This window comes from Streptomyces sp. R21, assembly GCF_041051975.1.
Taxonomy (GTDB): domain Bacteria; phylum Actinomycetota; class Actinomycetes; order Streptomycetales; family Streptomycetaceae; genus Streptomyces.
In genome coordinates, this window is the sequence record NZ_CP163435.1 from 387833 (window position 1) to 410045 (window position 22213).

General features: G+C 67.4%; 21 protein-coding genes and 3 pseudogenes. 9 read left to right on the forward strand and 15 right to left on the reverse strand.

Annotated features, from left to right (window positions below; genetic code table 11):
* Nucleotides 1-296: 296 nt before the first annotated feature.
* The 5 genes and pseudogenes from AB5J56_RS01880 to AB5J56_RS01900 form a co-directional block, all read right to left on the reverse strand.
* Nucleotides 297-572: pseudogene (locus AB5J56_RS01880) on the reverse strand (RNA polymerase sigma factor); the annotation flags it as partial.
* A gap of 426 nt (nucleotides 573-998) precedes the next feature.
* Complete coding sequence (locus AB5J56_RS01885) at nucleotides 999-1241, reverse strand: hypothetical protein (protein ID WP_369229338.1); 243 nt, start codon at nucleotides 1239-1241, stop codon at nucleotides 999-1001.
* A 206-nt stretch (nucleotides 1242-1447) separates the two neighbouring features.
* The gene (locus tag AB5J56_RS01890) at nucleotides 1448-2515 is read right to left on the reverse strand and encodes a glycosyltransferase family 4 protein (protein ID WP_369242323.1); all 1068 of its coding nucleotides are present in this window, start codon (nucleotides 2513-2515) and stop codon (nucleotides 1448-1450) included.
* Between the two features lie 44 nt (nucleotides 2516-2559).
* A complete protein-coding gene (locus AB5J56_RS01895; protein ID WP_369229340.1) occupies nucleotides 2560-2832 on the reverse strand; it encodes a hypothetical protein in 273 nt (90 codons plus the stop codon).
* Nucleotides 2829-3581 (reverse strand): AMP-binding protein, encoded by a 753-nt coding sequence (locus AB5J56_RS01900; RefSeq protein WP_369229342.1) that lies wholly within the window; start codon nucleotides 3579-3581, stop codon nucleotides 2829-2831. The genes AB5J56_RS01895 and AB5J56_RS01900 overlap by 4 nt, the downstream gene beginning before the upstream one ends.
* 175 nt (nucleotides 3582-3756) lie before the next feature.
* Between AB5J56_RS01900 and AB5J56_RS01905 the strand changes: the two genes are divergently transcribed.
* Complete coding sequence (locus tag AB5J56_RS01905) at nucleotides 3757-4983, forward strand: PucR family transcriptional regulator (RefSeq protein WP_369229344.1); 1227 nt, start codon at nucleotides 3757-3759, stop codon at nucleotides 4981-4983.
* A 278-nt stretch (nucleotides 4984-5261) separates the two neighbouring features.
* Here AB5J56_RS01905 and AB5J56_RS01910 read toward each other — a convergent pair whose 3' ends face one another.
* On the reverse strand, nucleotides 5262-7574 hold the full coding sequence (locus AB5J56_RS01910) for an FdhF/YdeP family oxidoreductase (RefSeq protein ID WP_369229346.1): 2313 nt from the start codon (nucleotides 7572-7574) through the stop codon (nucleotides 5262-5264).
* Nucleotides 7575-8008: 434 nt separating this feature from the next.
* Between AB5J56_RS01910 and AB5J56_RS01915 the strand changes: the two genes are divergently transcribed.
* On the forward strand, nucleotides 8009-8860 hold the full coding sequence (locus AB5J56_RS01915; RefSeq protein ID WP_369229348.1) for an IS5 family transposase: 852 nt from the start codon (nucleotides 8009-8011) through the stop codon (nucleotides 8858-8860).
* 193 nt (nucleotides 8861-9053) lie between these two features.
* On the opposite strand, the gene AB5J56_RS01920 is transcribed toward AB5J56_RS01915, so the two are convergent.
* Complete coding sequence (locus AB5J56_RS01920; RefSeq protein WP_369229349.1) at nucleotides 9054-9764, reverse strand: SDR family oxidoreductase; 711 nt, start codon at nucleotides 9762-9764, stop codon at nucleotides 9054-9056.
* Nucleotides 9765-9881: 117 nt separating this feature from the next.
* Between AB5J56_RS01920 and AB5J56_RS01925 the strand changes: the two genes are divergently transcribed.
* On the forward strand, nucleotides 9882-10250 hold the full coding sequence (locus tag AB5J56_RS01925) for a MerR family transcriptional regulator (RefSeq protein ID WP_099946741.1): 369 nt from the start codon (nucleotides 9882-9884) through the stop codon (nucleotides 10248-10250).
* A gap of 70 nt (nucleotides 10251-10320) precedes the next feature.
* On the opposite strand, the pseudogene AB5J56_RS01930 reads toward AB5J56_RS01925, so the two are convergent.
* Nucleotides 10321-11163 (reverse strand): annotated as a pseudogene (locus tag AB5J56_RS01930) (IS5 family transposase).
* 304 nt (nucleotides 11164-11467) lie between these two features.
* On the opposite strand from AB5J56_RS01930, the gene AB5J56_RS01935 reads away from it, so the two are divergent.
* The gene (locus AB5J56_RS01935) at nucleotides 11468-12337 is read left to right on the forward strand and encodes a helix-turn-helix domain-containing protein (protein ID WP_369229351.1); all 870 of its coding nucleotides are present in this window, start codon (nucleotides 11468-11470) and stop codon (nucleotides 12335-12337) included.
* 231 nt (nucleotides 12338-12568) lie between these two features.
* Entirely contained in the window at nucleotides 12569-12850 is a 282-nt protein-coding gene (locus AB5J56_RS01940; RefSeq protein WP_369229353.1) for a hypothetical protein, read from the forward strand.
* 90 nt (nucleotides 12851-12940) lie between these two features.
* On the opposite strand, the gene AB5J56_RS01945 is transcribed toward AB5J56_RS01940, so the two are convergent.
* The 4 genes and pseudogenes from AB5J56_RS01945 to AB5J56_RS01960 form a co-directional block, all read right to left on the reverse strand.
* Nucleotides 12941-13603 carry a hypothetical protein gene (locus AB5J56_RS01945; RefSeq protein ID WP_369229355.1) on the reverse strand — a complete coding sequence of 221 codons (663 nt, stop codon included), beginning with the start codon at nucleotides 13601-13603 and terminating at the stop codon, nucleotides 12941-12943.
* Between the two features lie 815 nt (nucleotides 13604-14418).
* Entirely contained in the window at nucleotides 14419-14832 is a 414-nt protein-coding gene (locus AB5J56_RS01950) for an STAS domain-containing protein (RefSeq protein WP_369229357.1), read from the reverse strand.
* A gap of 289 nt (nucleotides 14833-15121) precedes the next feature.
* Nucleotides 15122-15250 (reverse strand): annotated as a pseudogene (locus AB5J56_RS01955) (IS5/IS1182 family transposase); the annotation flags it as partial.
* A gap of 385 nt (nucleotides 15251-15635) precedes the next feature.
* A complete protein-coding gene (locus tag AB5J56_RS01960) occupies nucleotides 15636-16646 on the reverse strand; it encodes a GlxA family transcriptional regulator (protein ID WP_369229359.1) in 1011 nt (336 codons plus the stop codon).
* A 99-nt stretch (nucleotides 16647-16745) separates the two neighbouring features.
* Between AB5J56_RS01960 and AB5J56_RS01965 the strand changes: the two genes are divergently transcribed.
* On the forward strand, nucleotides 16746-17570 hold the full coding sequence (locus tag AB5J56_RS01965) for a dienelactone hydrolase family protein (protein WP_369229361.1): 825 nt from the start codon (nucleotides 16746-16748) through the stop codon (nucleotides 17568-17570).
* 393 nt (nucleotides 17571-17963) lie between these two features.
* Here the strand turns inward: AB5J56_RS01965 and AB5J56_RS01970 are convergent, their stop codons facing one another.
* Nucleotides 17964-18293 carry a putative quinol monooxygenase gene (locus AB5J56_RS01970; RefSeq protein ID WP_369229363.1) on the reverse strand — a complete coding sequence of 110 codons (330 nt, stop codon included), beginning with the start codon at nucleotides 18291-18293 and terminating at the stop codon, nucleotides 17964-17966.
* 59 nt (nucleotides 18294-18352) lie between these two features.
* Here AB5J56_RS01970 and AB5J56_RS01975 point away from each other — a divergent pair, with 59 nt between their 5' ends.
* Nucleotides 18353-18712 carry a MerR family transcriptional regulator gene (locus AB5J56_RS01975; protein ID WP_369229365.1) on the forward strand — a complete coding sequence of 120 codons (360 nt, stop codon included), beginning with the start codon at nucleotides 18353-18355 and terminating at the stop codon, nucleotides 18710-18712.
* An 87-nt stretch (nucleotides 18713-18799) separates the two neighbouring features.
* Here AB5J56_RS01975 and AB5J56_RS01980 read toward each other — a convergent pair whose 3' ends face one another.
* Nucleotides 18800-19753 (reverse strand): ATP-binding protein, encoded by a 954-nt coding sequence (locus AB5J56_RS01980; protein ID WP_369229367.1) that lies wholly within the window; start codon nucleotides 19751-19753, stop codon nucleotides 18800-18802.
* 49 nt (nucleotides 19754-19802) lie between these two features.
* Between AB5J56_RS01980 and AB5J56_RS01985 the strand changes: the two genes are divergently transcribed.
* Nucleotides 19803-20093, forward strand: a complete 291-nt coding sequence (locus tag AB5J56_RS01985) for a hypothetical protein (protein ID WP_369229369.1) — start codon at nucleotides 19803-19805, stop codon at nucleotides 20091-20093.
* A 39-nt stretch (nucleotides 20094-20132) separates the two neighbouring features.
* Here the strand turns inward: AB5J56_RS01985 and AB5J56_RS01990 are convergent, their stop codons facing one another.
* Entirely contained in the window at nucleotides 20133-20363 is a 231-nt protein-coding gene (locus tag AB5J56_RS01990) for a hypothetical protein (protein ID WP_369229371.1), read from the reverse strand.
* 266 nt (nucleotides 20364-20629) lie between these two features.
* Here AB5J56_RS01990 and dacB point away from each other — a divergent pair, with 266 nt between their 5' ends.
* Complete coding sequence (dacB, locus tag AB5J56_RS01995) at nucleotides 20630-22153, forward strand: D-alanyl-D-alanine carboxypeptidase/D-alanyl-D-alanine-endopeptidase (RefSeq protein WP_369229373.1); 1524 nt, start codon at nucleotides 20630-20632, stop codon at nucleotides 22151-22153.
* Nucleotides 22154-22213 lie beyond the last annotated feature (60 nt).

A 22213-nucleotide genomic window follows, 5' to 3' on the forward strand; every position in this document is an offset into this window, starting at 1 on the left:
CTCCCCCGCTCCCCCCTGGCCGTGCACCCGCAGTGTGAAAGCCCTCCCCGGCCCCGGCAAGAGGACGTGGCCGCCGCGCGGAGGCAGGGCGCCTGCTCTGACTCCTGCAGCAGTGGCCCTGACTTCGGCACCGCCCACATCTCCGAGTCCGGCGGACAGAACAAGGTCGCCCAAACTAAGCGCGGGATCGCCAAAGCCCCTACCGTCAACGGGCTCACCGTCCTCAACGCCCCCCACTTCACAACCATGACCGAACGCACCGACGCCCGCCCGATCGCCTACGGCCTGGACGCACACTCCCGCTTCGCTGACTTCATCCAGTTCGCGGCGACGCGTCGCACGGAGGTCAGCAGATAGACGCGTACGGCGTGCTCGGGACCGGAGCCGCCGCGCACCGCCTGGAGCACGCGGGCGAAGACCTCGGCGGTGAGGTCGTCGGCAGTGTGCGCGTCCCGGCAGCAGGTGCGGGCGTAGCGGCGCACGGCGTCCGCGTGGCGCCGGTACAGCTCCTCGTACGCCGTGTCGTCACCGGCGCGCATCCGCTCGATCAACGAGGCGTCGGCCGCCGACATCTCCAGCGGGGGCGGCAGCACACTGCCCTCGCCGGGATCGCCACCCTGATCCGCAATCGCAGCCTCGAGTGACTCGTCCCGCCCCTCAACACTCATCGCGAAAAGCCCCCGCCAAACGACTCTCCGTCGAGGACGTTCCGAATCTGCGCGACGTCGTCGTGGTCGATGACGGGGTAGCTCTGCACGATGGTGTCTTTGGTGTCGGGATCCTCGTACAGCGTGGGGCACTTGCCCTCCTTGCTGTGGTGCCCAGCATGTGGAGCTGTGGGGTCATGGGTCTGTTTCCCGTCTCATGCCATGGCGGGGAGCCCCGGCATGGTTTTGTGTCAGTGCTTGGGTAGCGAGGCGTCGTCGCGCGCAATGGCCGGGCCCATACGCGGATGTGCTCGGCGCCAGGCACCCCTCGGTGCTTGTCGTGTATGCGGGTCAGCTGGGCCGGGGGTAGTGGCGAGCGAGTGTCGTCCGCTCCTCTTCCGCCCGTCCGGGGACGAGCCGACCGGCTGTTTCCCACTGCCGGGCGAGTTCGGTGAAGATCGGCTCCAGGTCGGGGCGCAGAACCGCTTCATGGCCTCTGTGCCGCGCACGGATGACGGGCGTGAACCGCATCGTCGTCGTGGCCCCGTCGGGCTCGAAGCCGTTCGGGTCATCGGGTTGGCCTGAGTACGTCATGGTCTTCCTGTTCTCCGTCGGCTGCCCGCCGGTCAGCCCAGTGATACGCGCGGGCCAGGCCGTACGGTGGCGCGGTGTGCCGGCGGCCTCAGCCGCCGGGACACCGCTGATGAGGGGACTGGGCCCGTCGGCCCCGGGCCTGGACTCGTGGCTGTGGCCAAGCCTCCAGCGGTCCACAGCTGTGCCGGGGCGAGCTGGAGAGGCCGTCAGGTGAGCTGGCAGCCGAGTTCGTCCAGGGTGCGTGCGGTCGTGGAGAGGGGGTAGCGGGCGGCGTTCGCGTATCCGGCCTGCCGCAGGGCGGGCAACAGTCCGGGGGCGGTCCGCAGCCGCTCGAGATCGCGGGCGAGGGGAGCGGTGCGGGTGAAGTCGGTCGCCATCCCGGAGCCGGCCAGGGTCTCGGTGAGACCCGGAACAGGCTGGTAGAGGACGGGCAGCCCGCAAGCCTGGGCTTCGAGGGTCACCAACCCCATGGCTTCCAGAGCGAGCGCCGGCTTCACCAGCACGTCGTGCTCGGTGAAGGCGCGCCACAGCTGCGGGCGTCGCAGCCAGCCGAGGTAGCGGATCCGCACCCCGGCGCGCCGCAGCAGCGGAGCCAGTGCCTGGAACTGGGCCTGGGGGGCGGCGACGCTCAGCTCGACACCGGGGATCGCGGCCAGGCTGACCAGGTGTGCGGCGCCCGTCTCGGCGGTCAGTCGTCCTGCGTACAGCAGTCGCAGATGGCTCGTCGAGGAACGGGGCGGCCTGGCAGGCGGGGCGGTCAGCAGGTGGTCGGGGATGCCCCACGGGATGTGAGTGATCTTGCGGCGGTCGATCGGGGCGATCTTGAGCAGGAGGTCGGCCATCGCAGCGGTGGGCACCACGATGGAGTCGGCGGCCCGTGCGGTCTCGCGCAGGATCTGCATCTGGTCGCGGTGGGCCCTGGCACAGATCAGGTCGGCGCCGTGGACGAGGGCGATCCTCGGGTGCGCGGGCAGGACCCTGATCAGGGCCGGGGTGGCGCCGAATGTGAGGTGCTGCAGGTGCAGGACGCCGATCCGGGCCGGGTCGAGTGCGGCCGTGAGGACCCTGCGCAGGGCGAGGACGTAGCGGCCGAAGGCCGGGCCGTGAAGGCACTTGCCTGCCACCGACAGCAGTTCCAGTCCGCCCGGGAGGCGGAAGCGGGGGTTGGTGGGAGCAAGCATGAAGGCACGGGCCGGAATGAGGGGGCTCTCGCCGGTGTAGAGGCCGAGGTAGCGTTCGACGCTGCCGCCGGGGCTGCCTGCGGGCAGGTCCATGAAGGTCGCGGCCAGTGGCCGGGACGGTGGAGGGCCAGCGGGGTTCACCGGGTGTCCCCTTGGATCTCCTCGTACAGGCCGTACGGCCTGTCCGGGTTCCATGCGGCCGGCCCGGATTCTTGCGGGGCGGCGATGGCCTGATCGGCGTCGATGACGAGCGCGAACTCATGGAACGCCACGGTCGTGACCTCGTCGGAGGTGAGTTGTCGTCCTCGGCGAGCCTGCTGAGCGGCGCCGCGGGCCACGAGGGCTGCCCGCTCGATGTCGTCGAGGGGGTCGTCCTTCAGCACGGTCAGGATCTGCCGCCGGAGCGTCAACGCCCGCTCCCGGCGCTGGGTTCGAGCGGTGTGGCGACTGGCTCTCCAGGCTCGTCGGGTGCGGCCGCTGTAGGGGGCGTTAGTCCCACAGGCAGGCATGCTGTGGCGAGGAGCACCGCGCTGAGGCCGTAGGTCCGACCGTCGGAGGAGAATGCCGGTACAGATTCCGAGGCGTCGTCCACGGCTGCCTCGTCGAACAGCGCCCTGGCGGTCAGGGCCGGATTCTTGCGCAATGCGCCGTGTGTGAGCGCGGTGCCGCACGAGCCCTTGGCGGCTACTCCCGTGCCGAGCACGACTGCCGGGTCGTCATCGGCACGGTCGACCACGGCGGGGTGGTGGGGCCAGAAGGCCACCTGGTCGAGGAAGGCGGGGCTGATCGGGACGAGCGTCGTGTCGCCCGTCTCGGCTTCCTGGGGCTGCTCTGCGTCGGGCCCATAGAAGACAAGTCGTGCACCGCAGGCGGTGCCGCGGGGTCGCAGTGCAAGCAGCCGGGGCCGCGGGTAGAGCGGCACGACAATGGCCCCGGCGCGCAGAGCACCGAAACAGAGGGCGGGAAAGGCCGGGACATTGGGAAGTCTCATCCCCACGCGATCGCCGGGGCGCACGCCGTGGGCGAGCAGTCCGCCGGCCACTCGGGCGCTGAGCTCGTCCAGCTCGGCATAGCTCAGGACACTCTCGTCGACGCGCACCGCCGGTCGCTGTGGGTGTCGTTCGGCTGCTTGTGCCAGGACAGTGGCGAGATTGCTCACGTCAGTTCGCTTTCATGCACGCAGGTCTGATCTTTACGTGACGATCCTCGCAACAGGGACCTGCCGGACACCATGTCGGCATCGACACGGTTTTCTGTCCTCGTCGACAACGACCGTGCGGGGATTCAGTCGTTGGGGAGAAACCTGTGACTGACACTGCCCTAGGCTCGGCCACGTGCACGTGACAGCGTCCAGACGACTGGTGGCCGAACTGGCCAAAATCCTGCTCGGCAGGCTCGATGCCATCGCCGCGGAGATGGCCGAACTGACCTACGAGAACATTGAGTTCTACCGAACCATGGTGGTGCGCCCGGAGGACCTGCGCGCGTCCATGCGCCACAACTTCCATGGCTCCATCAGCTACCTGGCCGACCCCGACGCGCCGTCGATTGACCTGTCCGGGCCCGCGGAGACCGGCCGTAAACGCGCTCTGCAAAACGCGCCGTTGCCGGAGATCCTGCGTGCCTACCGCCTGGGCGCCCAACACCTCTGGGAGCAACTCCTCCATGAGGCCAGGAAGTTGGGCGGAGACGCGCCCGACGCGCTCCTGGAATCGGCGGGGCAGATTTGGGAGATCTCCGACGCGCAATCCTCGGTCCTCACCAACGCCTACCGGGAAACGCTCGCGGAACGGATGGTGGAGACCGACCGGCGCCGCTCCGCCCTGGTCGCCGAGCTGATCGACGGGCCCTCCTCGGACAGCGACACCATCTGGGAGGTCGCACGCATGCTCGACTTCCCGTTCCAGGGATCGTTTCTCGTGGTGACCGCCGAGGCGCTCACCGTCGGCGATCCGCCACTGCCGGGACTGGACAGCCAACTGCGCGCCCTCGACGTCGCATCGGCGTGGCGTGCGCAGCCGGGTTCCGAGACAGGGGTGCTCTCCTGCCCGCAACGGCAGCCCGTGGAACGGATCCTCGATGCCGTACGCGCCATCGCGACAGGCCGCGTGGGCGTGAGCCCACTCTACGACCGTCTCGACCAGACGAGCCGTGCGCTGCGGTACGCGCAAGTCGCAGCGCAGTCACTGTCCCCAGGCTCCGCGGCGGTGCGCCAGCTCGACGACACACCTCTGACGGAACTGGTGATGCACAACCTGGAAACCACTCAGCGCGCCGTCCACCGCATTCTCGGCGGCGTGCTCTCCCTGCCCGAGGATGACCGCACCACTCTGCTCGCCACCGCCCGAGCGTGGCTCGGAGCACACGGATCGGCGGCCGAGGCGGGACGGGCTCTGTACTGCCACCAGAACACGGTGCGCTACCGCATGCACCGCCTGGAGGAGTTCCTGCGCGGTCCCCTGGACGACCCGAGGATCGTCGCCGAACTCTCCATGGCACTCGACGCCGTGGGCACCTTCCCCACTCTCCTGGAGCAGCGCCCGTTACCGCTTGCTCCCTGACGGACCGATGCAGACCGGAGACCCACCCTGGACAGACGCCGGCTGCGCTGGCAGACCCACCGGGACAATGCCCATCGTGCAATTCAGTGCCTCCGCCGCCCAGGCGAGAGATGGGATCCCTTCCGGCTCAGCATGGCACTCCTGGGCGAACGCGCTGTGCGGGTCATCGTCCAGCCGGGAGGTGCTCGGGGTGCTGTGGGCCATCTGACCTTCCATGGTCGTCGTCTCCGCCCAGCCCACGTCGTGGTCCTTCCGCTGTGCGCTTTCGAGTCCGTCTTTCAGGCGGCGGCGGTGATGGTGACCTTTACGTGTTTCATCAGTGGTTGGTCGCTCTGGGTGCTGTAGTCGCCGATCGCGCACAGTACGTTCATCTCCGGCATGTAGCCGGCCGCGCAGCCGCGGGGGATGTCGTAGGGAATGGCCAGGTAGCCGTTGAGGTGACGGTGGCTTCCGTCCTTGGCGGTGCTGGTGATGTCGACCGGGTCGAGTTCGGACAGGCCCCGTTCCCGCATGTCGTCCTGGTTCATGAAGACGAGTGTGCGCAGGTTCTTGATGCCCCGGTAGCGGTCGTTGTCGGAGTAGATCGTCGTGTTCCACTGGTCGTGGGAACGCATGGTGCCCAGCGCCAGGGTGCCCGGGACGGGAACCACGTCGGGCAGAGTGGCGGTGGAGAACTCGGCGCGGCCCGTCGGGGTGAGGAAGACCAGTTCGCGGGCGGGCTGCTTGATCCGGAACCCGAGCGGCAGGCGCACCCGGCGGTTGCAGTCCTCGAAGCCGTCGAGGGCCTGGGCCATGGTGTCGCGGATGCGGTCGTAGTCCTCGATGTACCACTCCCAGGGCGTGTTGCTGTCCGGGAGGGCGGCGCGGGCCATGCCGGCGATGATGGCGGGCTCGGAGAGCAGGTGCGGCGAGGCGGGGCGTTTCATGCCGACGGAGAGATGGACCATGCTCATCGAGTCCTCGACCGAGGTGCTCTGGATGCCGCCTTTCTGGTGATCCTTCTCGGTCCGGCCCAGGCACGGCAGGATGAGCGCTCGCCGGCCGTGGACGAGGTGGCTGCGGTTCAGCTTGGTACTCACTTGGACGGTGAGGTCACACGTGCGCAGTGCCTCGTAGGTGTAGACGGTGTCGGGTGCGGCGAGGGCGAAGTTGCCGCCCATGCCGACGAACACCTTCACATCGCCGCGGTGCATCGCCTGGATGGTGACGACGGTGTCCAGGCCGTGCTCGCGGGGCGGGTCGATCTTGCAGACCTCGGCCAGGCGGTCCAGGAACTCCTCGGTGGGCCGGTGGTCGATGCCGCACGTCCGGTTGCCCTGGACATTGCTGTGTCCTCGTACCGGTGACGGTCCGGCTCCCTCCCGGCCCAGATTCCCGCGCAGGAGAAGGAGGTTGACGATCTCACGGACGGTGTCGACACCGTGTTCGTGCTGGCTGACGCCCAAGCACCAGCTGACGATGCTGCGGTCGGCGTCGCGGTAGACCTGGGCCGCTTTGAGGATGTCGTCCCGGCCGACACCGGACTGATGCTCGATCTCCTCCCAGGACGTGGCCTCGCACACCGCCCGGTACTCGTCGAAGTACGCCGTGTGGCGATCGATGAACTCCTGGTCCACGGCCTTGGGATCGGTTCCGGCCCACTCCAGGATCGCCTTGGCCATGCCTCGCAGGAGCGCCATGTCGCCGCCGATGCGGGGCTGAAGGTTCAGGGTGCTGGTGCGGGTCGCCTTGGAGAGGGCCATGTCCGTGAAGTCGTGCGGCACGATGGTGCGGGTGGCAGCTGCTTCGACCAGCGGGTTGACGTGCACGATCTGGGCGCCACGACGGTATGCCTCGGCGAGGGCGGTGAGCATCCTGGGCGCGTTCGAGGCGGCGTTGACGCCCATGATGAACAGGGCGTCGGTGGCTTCCCAGTCCTTGAGGTCGACGGTCCCCTTGCCGGTGCCCAAGGACGCCTGCATGGCGCGACCGCTGGCCTCGTGGCACATGTTCGAGCAGTCGGGCAGGTTGTTCGTGCCCAGTTCGCGGGCCATCAACTGGTACGGAAAGGTGGCTTCGTTCCCGAGGCGGCCGGAGGTGTAGAACGACGCCTGGTTCGGATCGTCCAGTTCACGCAGAGCCTGGCCGGCCAGCTCGAACGCGTCGTGCCAGCTGATGGGGACGTAGTGGTCCGACTCCGGGTCGTAGGCCATCGGTTCGGTCAGCCGGCCCCGGTCCTCCAGGTCGAAGTCGCTCCAGCCGGACAGCTCGGTCACCGAGTGGGCGGCGAAGAATTCGCGGCCCACTCGTTTGCGGGTCATCTCCCAGGTGACGTGCTTGATGCCGTTCTCGCAGATGTCCAGGTGAAGGCCCTTGGTGTCATCCGGCCAAGCGCATCCGGGGCAGTCGAAGCCCTTGTTCTCGTGGTTCATCCGCATGATCGCCCGTGGCCCGTCCACCAGCGCGCCCTCGCTCACCAGCACCCGGCTCACGCTCTTGGCGGCCCCCCAGCCCGCCGCGGGGTGATGGTAGGGGCTGAATCGCGGTTTCTCTGCAGGAACGGGTCCCACCCGGGGCTCCGGCTGTTGCTGGTCGTCATCGGAGGCGTTCAAAGGTCTCACCCCTTCGCGACCCGGGCGTGGGCCGATGGCCGTCACTGTTTTTCAGGCTATGCCGGTGGATCATGCGATGCCATGCGGTGGAGCGGCCGTGGTGCGGTAGGCCGCCTCGTACCCCGTGAAACGATCAGAGGTGGATCCTGTCCTTGATCTTTTCCAACCGCTCGTGGAACTCCTCGCGGTGTTCGGTGTGCTTCTGCCGCAGCAGTGGACACGGCACGCAGGGTCAGCCAGGCGGCCTTGCGGTCACGGTGCGCGCCCTCGCAGTGATCGCGTCGTGCACATCAAACCCAACGCGGCACCCAAGCAGGCCATCAACGAGGCCGCTACCGGGGTCACGACATCGCCTTAGAGGGCAACTGATCTGGTTTACAGGTGATTTGGGGTGTTCGCAGTGACTGTGGCGACGGCGGGTCGTTGCGTGTCTCGTGAGTTCTCGCCGCCCATATCGCAGTGACGTCTCTGATGCCCGCTGGGCGTTGATCGAGCCGGTGTTCGTGGCCTGGCGGGCCGCGCGTACCGGTCCGGGAACCGCGGCCCGGGTGCATGATCTGCGAGAGATCGTGAACGCCATCCTCTACGTCAACCGCACGGGTATCCCGTGGGAGTACCTGCCGCACGACTTCCCTCCATACAAGACCGTCTACGACTACTACGCGAAGTGGGAAGTGGACGGCACCACTCAGCGAGTGCACGATCTGCTGCGCGCCAAGGTGCGCCGTGCGCAGGGCCGGGCTGCGGCACCATCGGCTGCGGTGATCGATGCCCAGAGCGTAAAGACCTCCGCAAACGTCGCCGAGGCCAGTCAGGGCATCGACGCCGGCAAGAAGATCAAAGGACGTAAGCGTCACGTGGCTACCGACACACTCGGCCTGGTCCTGGCCGTCATCGTCACGGCCGCCTCGGTGCACGACTCCACCGGCGGAAAACGCCTACTCGACGAACTCGCCGCCTCACACCCCAACGTGACCAAAGTCTGGGCCGACGGCGGATACCAGAACAGCGTCTTCCAGCACGGAGCCGCAAGAGGAATCGACGTCGAGGTCGTGAAACGGCCCACCGCCAAAGGGTTCCAACCCCAGGCGAAACGTTGGGTGATCGAGCGAACGTTCGGCTGGCTGATGCAGCACCGGCGCCTCGTCCGAGACTATGAAGCTCTGCCCCAGCGATCCCGCGCCATGGTCCACTGGGCCATGGCTAACAAAACTAGTCGTGAGCTCACGGGAGAATCCACACCATCCTGGCGAATCGAAACCGACGAATCAGGCAGATCGACCTGAACGTTGATCAGATGCTCTCTTAGAGAGCCCGGCGGTAGGCGTCACTTGAGTCTTCTGGTGGTGGGTAGGTGTCCCAGCGGTAGCGCGGCGGACACGCGTGCGGAGCGTGACGGGTACGCATGGCCGCGCCCGGCTGATCCGTAGATCCTCGAACGTCGGCTGAAGCCTGGCCGGGCGGGCGGCTGCTGAAGGGTCAGACGGCGGGAACCGCCTGCGGATAGAGCACGCTCGGGTCGGCGGACAGGGCCGCCTTGAGCTGGACGCAGTTGTTGTCGGCGAGGATCTCCATCTTTCCGGCCTCGATACCGTCGAGGGCGGCGCGCACGACATCGGCGGGGTCGTTCTTCTCCACGTCCCACCCGGCCATCATGTCGGTGTCGGTGCTGGCCAGGTGCAGGCCCGTCACCGCGGTTCCCTGGCCCGCGAGTTCGAGGCGGATGCCGTTGGTGAGGCTCCACGCCGCCGCCTTCGCCGCGCTGTAGGCGTTGGCCCCGTCGTAGGCGAGCCAGGACATCGCCGACAGGACGTTGAGGATGGCCCCGCCGCCATTGGCGGCCAGGACGGGGGTGAACGCCCGGACCACGTTGAGGGTGCCGAAGTAGTTGGTGTCCATCTCCAGCCGGATCTTCTCGGGGTCCCCGGTGACGAGGTTCTGCTGGGTGAAGACGCCGGCATTGTTGATCAAGAGGGTGACGTCCGAGGCCGCGCCCGCCGCAGCGGCTACCGAAGCCGGATCGGTGATGTCGAGCCGCAGTACTTCCGCACCGGGGAGGTCGACGAGGCGGGGGGTGCGCGCGGTCGCGTAGACCTTGATGGCGCCCCGGTGCAGGAGCTGTTGGGCGAAGTGCCTGCCGATGCCGCGGTTGGCGCCGGTGACGAGGGCGACGGAACCGGTGATCTTCATGGGGAGTCTCCTGGCAGTGGTGAGGTGATTCCTGTCCGGGCTGTTCACGGGCTACGCTAGAACCTGACGTTGACGTCAGAGGCAAGGAATGTGATCCAGGTCATGGAGGGGACGTTGATGCGCATCGGTGAGCTGGCCTCAAGGGTGGGCGTGAGCGTGCGGGCACTGCGCTACTACGAAGAGCAGGACCTGCTGGCCTCGGCGCGCAGCCCCAGCGGGCAGCGGCAGTACCCGGACAGCGCGGTCGACCGCGTCCAGCTGATTCAGCAGCTGTACTCCGCAGGGCTGCCGAGCAGGGCGATCCTGGAACTGCTGCCGTGCGTCGAGACCGGTGACGTGACCCCCGCGCTGCTCGACCGGCTGTCGGCCGAGCGGGACCGCATCGATACGCAGGTCAGCACCCTGGTGAAAACCCGGGACCGGCTCGACGCCATCATCACCACAGCCTCCACAGCCAGGAGCGCGGGCCGGCCCTGCCCTCGTTGAGCAACGCGCCTTCCCCAGGCGTGCGGCAGTGCTTGTCCGCCCGACGCAGACGGACGCCCGTCAGCAGGCGTCACTCGAGTCTCTTGGTGGTGGACCGCTCGTCCCAGCGGTAGAGCGGGGTCGCGCGGCGGATGAGCATGCGGAGCGTGACGATTGCGGCGGACAGGTAGAGGTAGAAGTCCACAACGCACTGGCGCTTCCCAGTGCAGCGGCGGAGCTTGCCGAAGCCGTCCATCCATGCGTGGCTCCGCTCCACGACCTACCTCTTGCCGGCCTGGATCGGTGCGGGCACGCCCTTGCGGGTGATCTCGCCGGTGAAGCCCAGTTCCTCGAGCGCGGCTCGGGTCTTGTCACTGTCGTAGCCCCGGTCCAAGTTGACGTTGACCTGCTCGGGAAACACACCGACCTACTTCTTCGCGGCCTCCAGGGTGGGCACAAGCAGCGGGGAGTCATGACGGTTGGCCCCGGCCGAGACGAGACCGATCGGGACGCCGCGGGCTTCGGTGGCCACTGAGCGCTTCAGGCCCTGCTTGCCCCGGTCGACCGGGGAGCGTCCGGCTCTCTCGCCGCCGCAGGGAGCCTTGGTGATGCACCCGTCGACGGACAGCTCATGGAGTTGGAGGCCGGTCATGCGGTCGTACGCCTGCACGGCCAGCCCGTGGACCTGCTCGGCCATGCCCAGCTGTGACCAGTACTTGACGCGGCGTCGGATGGTGCGGTTGGAGCACTGGCGGTCGGCGATCCGCTCGTATCCGGAGCCGTGCACCAGGGCGGCGATGACGCGCTCGAAGACAATCCGGTCCGGGATGCGCGGGTTGTGGCAGCCGAGCGGATGGGTATCAACATGCTCGGGCAGCAGCGCTGCGAACTGGTCCCACAGGGGTTCGAGCAGGCATGATGGCAGGACAGGCACCAGTCCTCCGGTGATCACCGAGCGTCAAGAACTCCATGATCACCCAGGCTCGTGCCTGTCTTGCCTCCGGGTCGTCACACGGCCATTCGCCACACTTACCGCCGGGCTCTCTTAGCTGAAGAAGCTGTTTCCAATCCCTCCGGCCCGCAACTGACGCCTGACATCTCCTGCCATGGGCAAATGCCAATGTAACCGCCCGTTTTGGCTGCTTACGAACATGACGGCACGCCGCTTGATCGACAAGCCCCGCTCCATGGCAATCTGCGGGCCGGAACAGTGGCATGGAGCCGGAGGTGCACCGCCCGTGGCGGCGAACAGTAATCCCACCGTCAGAAAGCGCCGCCTGGGAGCCGAACTCCGCCGGCTCCGCCAGGCCAGCGGGCTGAAGAGCACAGAAGTGGCCGAGCGGCTCATGGTCTCCCAGCCCAAGATCAGTCACCTGGAGAACGGCCGCCGCACCATCAGCGCACGCGACGTACGCGACCTATGCGTCATCTATGGCGTGACGGACCAGCAGGTCATTGACTCGCTGATGCGGATGGCCAGGGAATCCGCACAACCGGGCTGGTGGAACGTCTACGGCGACATTCCCCAGGGCGTCTATATCGGCCTGGAGGCAAACGCCGCCACCATCCATGCCTACGATCCCCTGGTGATCCCCGCTCTGTTGCAGACCCCGGCCTACGCCCAAGCCGTCATCGGGGAAACGATTCCCCTGCTCACTGCCGAACAGGCCGCCACGCGCCTCAAAGTGCGGCTACGCCGACAGCACCGGATCTACGACCCGGCCTGCCCGCTGCGTCTGTGGGTCGTCCTGGACGAATCGGCCTTGCGCCGCGCCATCGGCAGCCCCGACATCATGCGCGAACAACTCGAGCACCTGAACGCGATCAGCGCTGAGCCGCACATCACCGTGCAGATCCTCCCTCACGATGCGGGAGCCCACCCGGGCCTCTCAGGACAGTTCTCCATCCTGAGGTTCGCTGACAGCTCCGAGACGGTGGTGTACCTGGAGCGATTCACCAGCGATCTCTACCTGGAGAAACCCTCCGACGTGCACCACTACAGCGTGATGTACGACCACCTCCAGGCCCAGGCCCTCAACCCTGACAGCAGCCACGACTTCATCAGCGATGCCATCAAGTTGCACATCAACGCAGCGAGCCGGCCTTGAGAGGCTGGCCCGGTCGCGCCGCTCCCCCCCTGGTAGTTGACCCAATCACGAGAACAGGAGGCCGATCCAAGTAGGACTCCACCGGCGGCACCGTAAGGGGGACCACTGAGACGCATCGAGTCGTCACTCCCTCTGGTGACCACATCCGCGCGCCCCGCGCCCTCCTCTACGTGCCTACTGATCTCTTCGGGCTGTTGTCGGGCGCTGATCCCTGCGGTAGGCCGGTGGTATATGCCGTACGTGCAGAGAGGCGCTGCCGAGCCGCCGACCTCGCGGATCAGGCAGCACGTCGAAGGGCTGGTGACCCGATGGCCTGACCTGAGCGCCGACGATGAGGACGAGGACGTGAGTCCGTGGTCGGACGGACCCTTGATCGATAACGCGAGCGGTCCGCTTTTCTCTTTCGGCATGGTCTTCAGCAAGTGCCAAGAGGCCGTCTCCGTTGCCGCCGCCCTGGCACAGACGTCCGGCCTGGCGCGCTTCGATCCGCAAGATCGACGGCTGATCACCTGACCGCCCTTCGCCGACTGCGGTCCTTCCGGCTGTTGCAGGGTGACCGCACCCGGCCGGCATCTGCTCAGAAGCTGTGTCAGAACCTTCGATTCAAAGGCTCGATTCTTTGGACTTTGACCACTGACTGCCTGCCAGGAACGTGGTTCTGTCCGTGACGACGCCGACGGCGGGGCCACGCTCGCGGACGACCCTCAACAGGTCGCACAGAGTGGTGTTGTCGGCGTGCTCGTCGTCTAGGCCGTCGTGCATATAGAACCCGTACAGTCCGGCCTGGACGCGGTCCGGGTCGCTCTCGCGGCGTTCGATCTCCTCGGAGAGCAGCCGCAACCTCCCGACGAAGTAGGCCGCTTGATCCTCCCTGATCTGGTCGTTCACGCGGTCCAGGGCGGCGAACAGGTCCACAGGCTGGTCGGGGCAAGTCGTCACCCAGCTGCGCATCAGACGCATTCGCGAGCGTAGCCAGGGCCACGGCTGTTGTTTGGGCAACAGGCCGAGTGCGGCTTCGCGCTCTTGGGCGGGCATTGTCTGGGGGTCGGGGAAGTCGTAGAAGACACCGTCGAGGAGGCGGTCTCGTCCCCAGTTCACCCGACGGCCGTGCTCGCGGAATGTACGGAACTCCAGCTCGGTGGCCGCGCGCCAGAGCTCCCGCTCAGAAACCGTCCCCCCAGTGGCGTGACGTCGAGGAATCCACCGGTAAGCGACGACGACATCATCGCGGGTGCAGTTCAGTTCCTGACCGCCGTCGGCATGCATGAGACCAATCCTCTCAGGGCTCGATGGGCGCGTCCTTGCTTTCGATGACAGCTGCGTCGATCCGACTCATGTCACGAGGTTCTGAGTGTCTGTGTCTGAACCCGGATCAGAAGGGGGTCTTGCGATGGTGTGTACCAGTTTTGGTATCCCTGGAGCTTTGCTGCCGGGGTGGGGATAGGTTTGAAGTGCAGTCTCCCCGTGCCGGTCGGGTGTGGTGGTTGAGGCTTCAATCCGCAGCAGAGTGAGCCTGCGGTCCCCAGTGCCGGGCCCGCCTTCACTCCCGCGGAGGCCAACAGGCCCGGTCGTCCCTCAGAACAGGCAGTACAGTTCCCGGATTTCCACGCCTCCGGGCTGTCATGAGGGGGTGCTCGGTAGGGACGGTGCGGGAGACATCCGTCACGCAGGGCACGCGGCCGCCGCCCGACCGGCGGCCGCCGCCCTGGTCGGCGACAACGTCGGCGGCCGCCGACGCGAGGATCCGCGTGGCCCCCCAAGGGCGCGGGATCCTCGCGTGGGATCGTCCTCCCGGCATGTGGGGCGAGCGGGAGTTCGCCCCACTCGAACCGGCGGAGGACGAGCGACCGGGGTCCGCGGACCGTTCGCGGGATCGGGACGCCGGTTTCCCCTGTGGTGTGGTGGTCGCTCCGGGCCCGGGGTCTGGGGGCCTCAGCCAGATTCCCGCGACACGGGGAAACCTGGCTGTCTGTCCGAACAGCTTAGAAGGCGGGCAGGGTGCGGGACAGCCGGTGATTGGGCCGTGGCATCCGCCATCGGCTGGCCCCTGACTTCTGTGCGGGCAGGGGCTGTTGGCAGGTTCAGCGTGTGTGGTGGAGGGCGTCCTGGACTGTGGCGAGTGGGGCGAAGAGCTCGCTGAGGCCGGCGGCTTTGAGGATCCGCAGGTGCCAGGGACGGACACAGACCAGTGCCAGGTGGCCGCCTCGTTCCAGGGCCCTGCGCCGTGCCCGGCAGAGCAGACCGAGGGTCGCGCAGTCGAGGAATTCCACCGGCCGCAGGTCCACGATCACCTGTGCGCCCTGCCCGGCCGTGGCCGCGTCGGCATGCGCGCGGACTTCGGGGACAGTGCTCAGGTCGATGGCGCCGTGGAGCTCGACCACGGTGATGCCGTGGTCGAGGTAGCTGCGCGCATGCCGGAACGGGGCCTGCGGCCCTCCCGGCGCGGAGTCGTCGTCACGCTGCCCTGGCGCTGCATTCGTGCCCTGGAGGTCCATGGCGGTTCCCGGCGTGTGGCCCCCGTCGTAGGAGGGTTCGCGGTCGTCGGACCGTCGCCGGGGACTGGGACAACGCCCCACCACGGTAGGAGGGAGGGCAGGTGCAGGAACGTTCACCGGCGCGACGGTTCGCCCGTGCGAGTGAAGGTCGCGGCGCAGAGTCGACAGGGCTGGTTGCTTGTGCTGCCCGGCCGCGGCACTGCAGCGGAAAGCGGCTGAGCGGTCAGGCGGCTTCGGGCATCACGTAGCCGTGGGCGATGTCGCGGCGTTCGGCGGGACGGGCCTTGCAGCGGGTGAGGCGTCGGCTCATCAAGGTGATGGCCGCCCAGGTGATCAGCGATTCACCCATCTCGGGGAGGCGTTCGTGGTCGCGGCAGTGCCTGCGCGCCCTCGTGATCCACGACCAGGAGCGTTCAATCGAATCGGGGGAACAGCCCGCCAGCAGCAGGCAGGCGAGCAGCACTGGCGGTACGGCGCGAAGGCGCACCGGCATCGCAGTCCGGAAGAGTGGCGGCGGCCCGACAACACAACGAGCCCCACCCCGCCTCAGGGCGGGATGGGGCTCACCGAGCGCCGGGCAGGCCTTGCACCTGCATCTCCCCGCAGGAAGCGGGGCGTCTTTCCTTGGACCACCAACGCAACACCAGGCACCAGGAGTTCCGGTGACCAGCTCAAGATCAAGAATAGCGCACCCGGCCAGCCCGGCGCCCCTACTGGTGTGCCAGGGGTAGGGGTTGTGGGCTCGCGGAGGCCTGCACTTTGGCCCGGTCTTGAGGGGGGCCTGTTGCCGTCGCGGGCGGGTCTCAAGTCTCCGTTCGTCGGGTTGACTCGTGGTGGTCGCCGCGACGATGGAATATCGCGCGGTACTCCCTCGGACGCTGGCCGGTATGTCTGACAAAGATGCCGCTGAACGCCCCAGGGTCGCCGTACCCGACGTCGGCGGCGATGCTCGCGACGGTCCTGTCGGTCGTCTCCAGCAGGTGTCTGGCTCGACGCACCCGGACCGTCTGCAGGTACGCGAGTGGCGTCTCGCCGGCTTCGTCGCCGAAGCGGCGGAGCATGGTTCTCGTGCTTACGTGGAACTCCTGGGCGAGGGTGGGCAGGTCATAGCGAGCGCTGAGGTTCTGGTCGAGCCACCGCTTGACGCTGAGCGAGAACTCCCTGCCCACAGTGGGTATGAGTCCCAGGTCGGCATAGGGAGCCTGCGTGGAACGCGCATCATCAACAAGCGCGATACGCGCGGTGCTACGGGCGACGCGGGGGCCGTCGTGCTCGCGGATGAACTGCAGGGCGAAGTCGTACATGGCACTGAAGGCCGCTGTGGTCGTCACCCCCCGGTCGGTCACGACCAAGCTCTCCGGGCGGAGGCGCACGTCGGCGTACCGGCGGGCGAACCGATCCGCGAACAACCAGGACGTGGTCGCTTGGCGCCCGTCGAGCAGCCCGGCTTCAGCGACCAGAAAGGCGCCCACGCAGATCGATACGACAGCGGTCCCCGAGGCCGCCTGCGATCGAATAGACGCTGTTTCCGGTCCCAGGTTTGCGAGTGTCGCGTCGAGATCGAGCGTGGGCGAAAGCTCGAATCCCGGCACGATCAGGACGTCCACCGGGCGAACCGCCGAGACGTCGAGGACCGAGCCGCCGGACGCGATCACACGACGCCGGGGCGAGATGACCGACGTCTCGTAGGCCGGTTGAACCGACCCTTGTGCCGCGGCGACGTGAGTTGCCATTGCCAGGAGGTCAGGGACGCCGAATACCTCCGACGCGAAGCAGCCGGGGTAGGCCAGCACACCAACGCGCAGCGGACTCATGTGGCCCCTCCGGCACCTTCGAACTGGTGGCGATATTACCGTGATACGTGGCGATGCCGCCGCTTCTCAGAAGGGCGGCCGCTCGTCATCATCTCGGTCATGACAATCATGCGAGGACAGAGCGACCCCTTGGACGACTTCTCACGGAGAGCCGTCAGCGTCGATGACGTCGACAAGACCGTGTACGTTGCCGGGTCAGGACCGGCAGTCATCCTCATGCCCGAGATGCCGGGTATCAGCCCCGACGTCGCGCGGTTCGCGCGGTGGGTGCGTGATGCCGGCTTCTCCGTGTACCTGCCCTCTCTTTTCGGCGTCGACGGTGCCTATCCGCTCGCCGAGGCACGCGAGACCGTCGTTCGACGCGCCTGCGTCAGCGCCGAGTTCCGAGCCTTCGCCGGTGGCGGCACCAGCCCCGTCGTCACATGGCTGCGCGGCCTCGCCCGCCTGGCGCATGCCGAGCGTGGCGGGCCTGGCGTCGGCGCCGTCGGTCTGTGTTTTACCGGCAACTTCGCCTTGACCATGGCGCTCGAACCGGCTGTCATCGCACCAGTGGTCAACCATCCGTCGCTTCCGCTGGACGATCCCGGCGGTCTGGAGATCAGCGACGAAGACGCTGCTGCCGTGGCTGAACGCGTAGCGCGAGAGGGATTGAAGGTTCTCGCCTACCGCTTCGACAACGACAGGTGGTGCACTGGTCAGCGGTTCGCGGCTTACCGAGCGCTGCTCGGGGACGCATTCGACGGCCGCGTACTCAAAGCCGAGACGGCGAACACGAACCCTCCGCCCTTCTTCCGTGACATCGTCGGTTGCGCCCACAGCGTCGTCACGGCACACCTCGTCGACCAGGACGGTCACCCCACCATGCAGGCCCGGAACGAGATCATCGCCTTCCTGGCCGAGCGGCTCGGGATGTGGGCTGAATGAGCCCTTGGCACTCCAACACCTGGCGATGCGACAGAGCGCCGCTGTTTCCCGATGCGATCTGGTCGTTGACCTGGGTACTCGTGACCGTCCCTCGGCGACCACGAGTGACACAGACCACTCAGACTCGATGACACTCGTTCAATCTTCAGTGGCACAGGGCAGTCAGCGCCTCAGTTGGCCACTGTGCTCTTCAGTTGGCCAGTCTGGCGCTGAACCTGTCCCTTGATGCCGTGGAGATCAAATCCATCTCCGTTGTCCCGTCGCACTTCAGTTGGCGCGTTCGCAGTCCTTCGCGTCCACGGTGGCCGATTCGTATTGGATCTTGCTTCGATCGTGGGGTTTGAGCCCTGCTCCGCCCTGTTCGCCACGCGGGGCCGGTCGTAGGCATCCGCCTCAGGCCGGAACCGGTTCGGCCTCGGGGTACGGGCTGAGCATGGTGTCGAAGTAGCCCTCCGGGGCTTCCTCCAGGAAGGTCAACAGATTCTCCAGGAAGGCGCGCAGTGGGGGCGTCGCGTTGTGCCGGTCCAGGTCTTCCTGGGAGCGCCAGACCTCGTACAGGAAGAAGCGGCCGTCCTCATGCTCGTGGAGGTGGTACTGCAGGTTGCCGGGCTCTTGCCGGGTGGGTTCCACGAAAGAGGAGAGGATGCGCCGGACCTCGTCCGCGTACTCCGGCCTGGGGCTCAGGAAACCGTAGAGGGCTATGGGGCGATCTGTGTTCGTCATGGCCCTCACGCTAAGATCTCACACCAGTGTGAGGTTCAAGGGGATGTGGGGAGCACCACATGAAGATCGGCGAGCTCGCCGCCGCAACGGGCACCTCCGTCCGGCTGTTGCGGTACTACGAGGAGCAGGGCCTCCTGGAGTCCTACCGCCTCGACAGCGGCCACCGCCGTTACGGCGACAGCGCCCCCACCGTGGTTCGGCGCATTCGCGCGCTGCTGGACGCCGGTCTGCCGACCCGCGTCATCCGCGACCTACAGCCGTGCATTCGCCAAGACGGCACGGTCGCCGGATGCAAGCTGGAGACCCTCCAAGCACACCTCGAGGGTCTGGACGACCGGATCTCCGCGCTATCGGAAACCCGCACCTCCCTGGCCGGGCTCATCTCCGCCACCCAGGCCCGCGAACAGATCCTCGTTTAGGGCGGCCCATCGCCGACTTCCGCGAAAGCCAACTCGTCTGAGAACGACACCACGTCGCATTCCCCAACTATCTGGCAGCCCCGCAGGTCAGGGCCTCGCTTCCTGCCACACGGAATGCAACAGGACATCCGTGCCAGCTCTGATCGGCCCGTGGACACATCGTTCTGGGACGGGGAGGGTTGCGGCATGGTCGACGTGCTGCTGCCCCTGGTCACGCTTGTCTTCGGCTTCTTCGCGAGCTTCCTGCTTGAGCTGTGGCGTAACCGCTGGACGGCGCAGAACCCGCGGGACGTTCGTACCGCGGAGCGTCAGCAGGCCGCTCAGCTGGAGCGAGTGGCGTTTGAACGTGAGGGGCTCCGCGCCGTACACACGGCCATTCACGACCTTCTGAGCAGGGTGAACGCGATCGCCATCCCGCTGGCGAAAGCCCAGACCGAAGGCGTGGACTGGCGTGAGAGTGATGACGGGCAGGAGCTGCGGGCAGCGGCCATGCACGCGACCGCGAGATGCAGTCATGAGTCCGCACTGCTGCTGCATCCTCCGGTGATCGAAGCGGTGGAGCGTCTGACGGCCGCCGCCTACCCGATGTACTGGACTCGCGAGGCTGGAAGCGATCTCCAGAGTGAACCAGGACACCCGCATGTCCTTCTCGATCGCGGCCCGGGCCAGGCTCTCGGTGAAGTGACTTTTCCCTGTGCCGCTCGGGCCGGCGATCACCAGGTTCTCGGCGCGGCCCATCCATTCCAGGGTGGTCAGGGAGTTCTGCGTGGGTTCGGGGATGGTGGAGTCCTCGGCCCGCCAGGAGCCGAGGGTCTTGCCGGTCGGGAAGTTCGCCGAGTGCCAGCGAAGACGCCGCGTGGCGGCGTCGCGGCCGGTGACCTCCTCAGCTATCAGCAGCCGCAGGACCTCGGCGGGATCCCGGCGTTGCGCGCGGGCGGTGGCCAGCACGTCGGGGGCGGCTTGACGCATGTAGGGCAAGCGCATCCGGCGCATCAGCCTGTCCAACTCCTCGGACAGGGCCGGGGCCTGGGGAAACGTCACGGTCGTAAATTCCTTCGCTGGTCGGAGTGGGCGTCGATAGGCTCGGTGGGTGATTAATCTGGCGGTGCGTGGTGATCTCGGGGACGTCGTGGCTCGCGCCGAGGCCGGGGTGGAGTGGACAAATGTCTTCGCGGGCCTGGCCCCCTCAGAATTTCCGATGCTTTTCGCCCTGACCCCGTATGGGGACGCGGTGTTCAACCAGCGGCAGATGCCGCAGCTGCTGGCGGAACTCGACCGGCTTCCAGCCGCCTGTGGTGGTGAATGGGTCGCTCAGGCCCACGAGTTGTGCCAGGTCGTCGAGCGCGGGACGCACCTGTATCTGTGGTTCATCGGCGACTGACCCAGCCCGGCTGGGTTTCAACTGTCCTGGGGCCGTTGCCTACTGGCCCAGGGCCTGCCAGCCGATGGTTCCGTTCTGGACGGAGTGGGCTTCGTCCGCGCGGACGACCTCGCCGGCGGGCTTGCTGTCGGCGATGTGTCCCAGGATCGAGAGCAGATCGTCGTCGGCGAAGCGCCCGGCCGTGGCCGCAAGTCCGGGGGCTTGGTCGACTCTGCCGTTGCCCAGGACGGTGGCCAGCTCCACAGGCGCCAGCTCGAGCCGCTTGTCCACGGCGAGCACGCATCGGCGATCGACCGACCGGATGAAGTTCCTCCCACACGCTGTCAGCACGGCGCCGTGCAGCGGAACGTGCGCGGTTGGTGTTCATACGCTGCCGCCAGGAGCGCCCCGGCGAGTCGGGCCCGTGCGATGCGGGCCCGCGGCATGTGGGCTTCTTCGACTTGGCTTCTTCGACTCCAGAAATGGCGGAACGCGTGAGACCGATGATCTGTGGCCGACTGCGGACCTGGGCCGCTGCTGGTGCGACACTCGCGGTTTTGGCGGGGACGGCCGCCGCCGGCCCCCCGGCGGCGGCACACGACGACGACCTCGGGCCCGCCATCGAGGCGATCATGCACAAGCCCGGCTACGAGCACGCGCAGTGGGGCGTGCTGGAGACTGACCCGGCGAGCGGCCGGGTGATCCACTCCCGGTTCGCGAACCAGTTCTTCGTCCCCGGCTCGACGGTCAAGCTGGTCACCCTCTCGACCGCCTGGCGCACCCTCGGCCCGAACCACCGCTTCACCACCCCCGTCATGGCGACCGGAACCCGCACCGGGTCGACGCTGCACGGGAACCTGGCTCTGGTCGCCCAGGGCGACCTGACCATGGGCGGGCGCACCAAGCCCGACGGCTCGGTGGACTACACGAATATCGACCACACCGAGGCCGCGATTCCTGGCGCCACCCTCACCCCTGAGAACCCGCTCGCCGGCATCAACGCGATCGCCCGGCAGATCCGCGACGCCGGTATCACCAGGGTCGACGGCAACGTCATCATCGACCCCCGCCTGTTCAGGCTCCCGGCGCTGGACCCGCAGCCCACCCCGCTGATCCTCAACGACAACCTGATCGACCTGCTGACCACCCCGACCAGGCCCGGGCAGAAGGCCAACCTGTTCTGGCGCCCGAAGGTCGCGCCGTACAACGTCACCTCCAGCGTCCGGACGGTCTCCCGGGGCGGGACGACCTCCGTCAAGGTGACTGCCTCGCCCGACGGCACCCGCATCCGCCTCTCCGGCACCATCGCCGCCGGCTCGCAGCCACTGCTGCAGATCTCCGACATCCAGGACCCGAACGCCTTCGGCCGCACCGCGCTGATCGAGGCCCTCGCCCGCACCGGCGTCACCGTCACCGCGCCGCCCACCGGCCCCAACCCGCAAAAGCAGCTGCCCGCCTCCTACCGCCACAACCCCCGCGTCGCCGCGTACGTCTCCCCGCCGTACAGCCAGTACGCCAAGCTGATCCTCAAGGTCAGCCACAACCTCGGTGCCAACCTGGCCCTGTGCAACATGGCCGTCGCACGCGGCAGCAAGAACTGCTTCGACGCGTTCCCGATCGAGCACGACTTCCTCACCAACGTCGCGCACATCGACCCAACCCAGTTCCAGCTCTCCGACGGGCGCGGCGGCACGCCGCCCGAGCGGGTCACCCCGAACGGCCTCGTCGAGCTCCTCACCTACTGGCTGCACACCCCCGACGCCAAGGCCTTCCGCAGGCTGCTCCCGATCCTCGGCGTCGACGGCTCGAACGGGATCTCCTGCACAACGAACTGCCCGGCCAAGGGCAAGGTCTTCGCCAAGCCCGGCACCATTCTGGGTGACGACCAGCTGAATCAGCAGCTCACGGTCGCAGCCCAGAACGAGGCCGGCTACCTGCAGACCGACGACGGCCGCCTGTTGACCTTCTTCGTCGGCGTCAACGGCGCCAGCAGCCCGGACCTCCAGAGCTTCCTCAGCATCTTCAACGACGTCAACCAGGTCACCGCCCTCCTCCAGGAGCAGGCCTCGGCACACGAATAGCACATCGCCGGAAACCGCCGCACGACGGCCTGGTTGCGACGGTAGATCGCGGTCGACGCG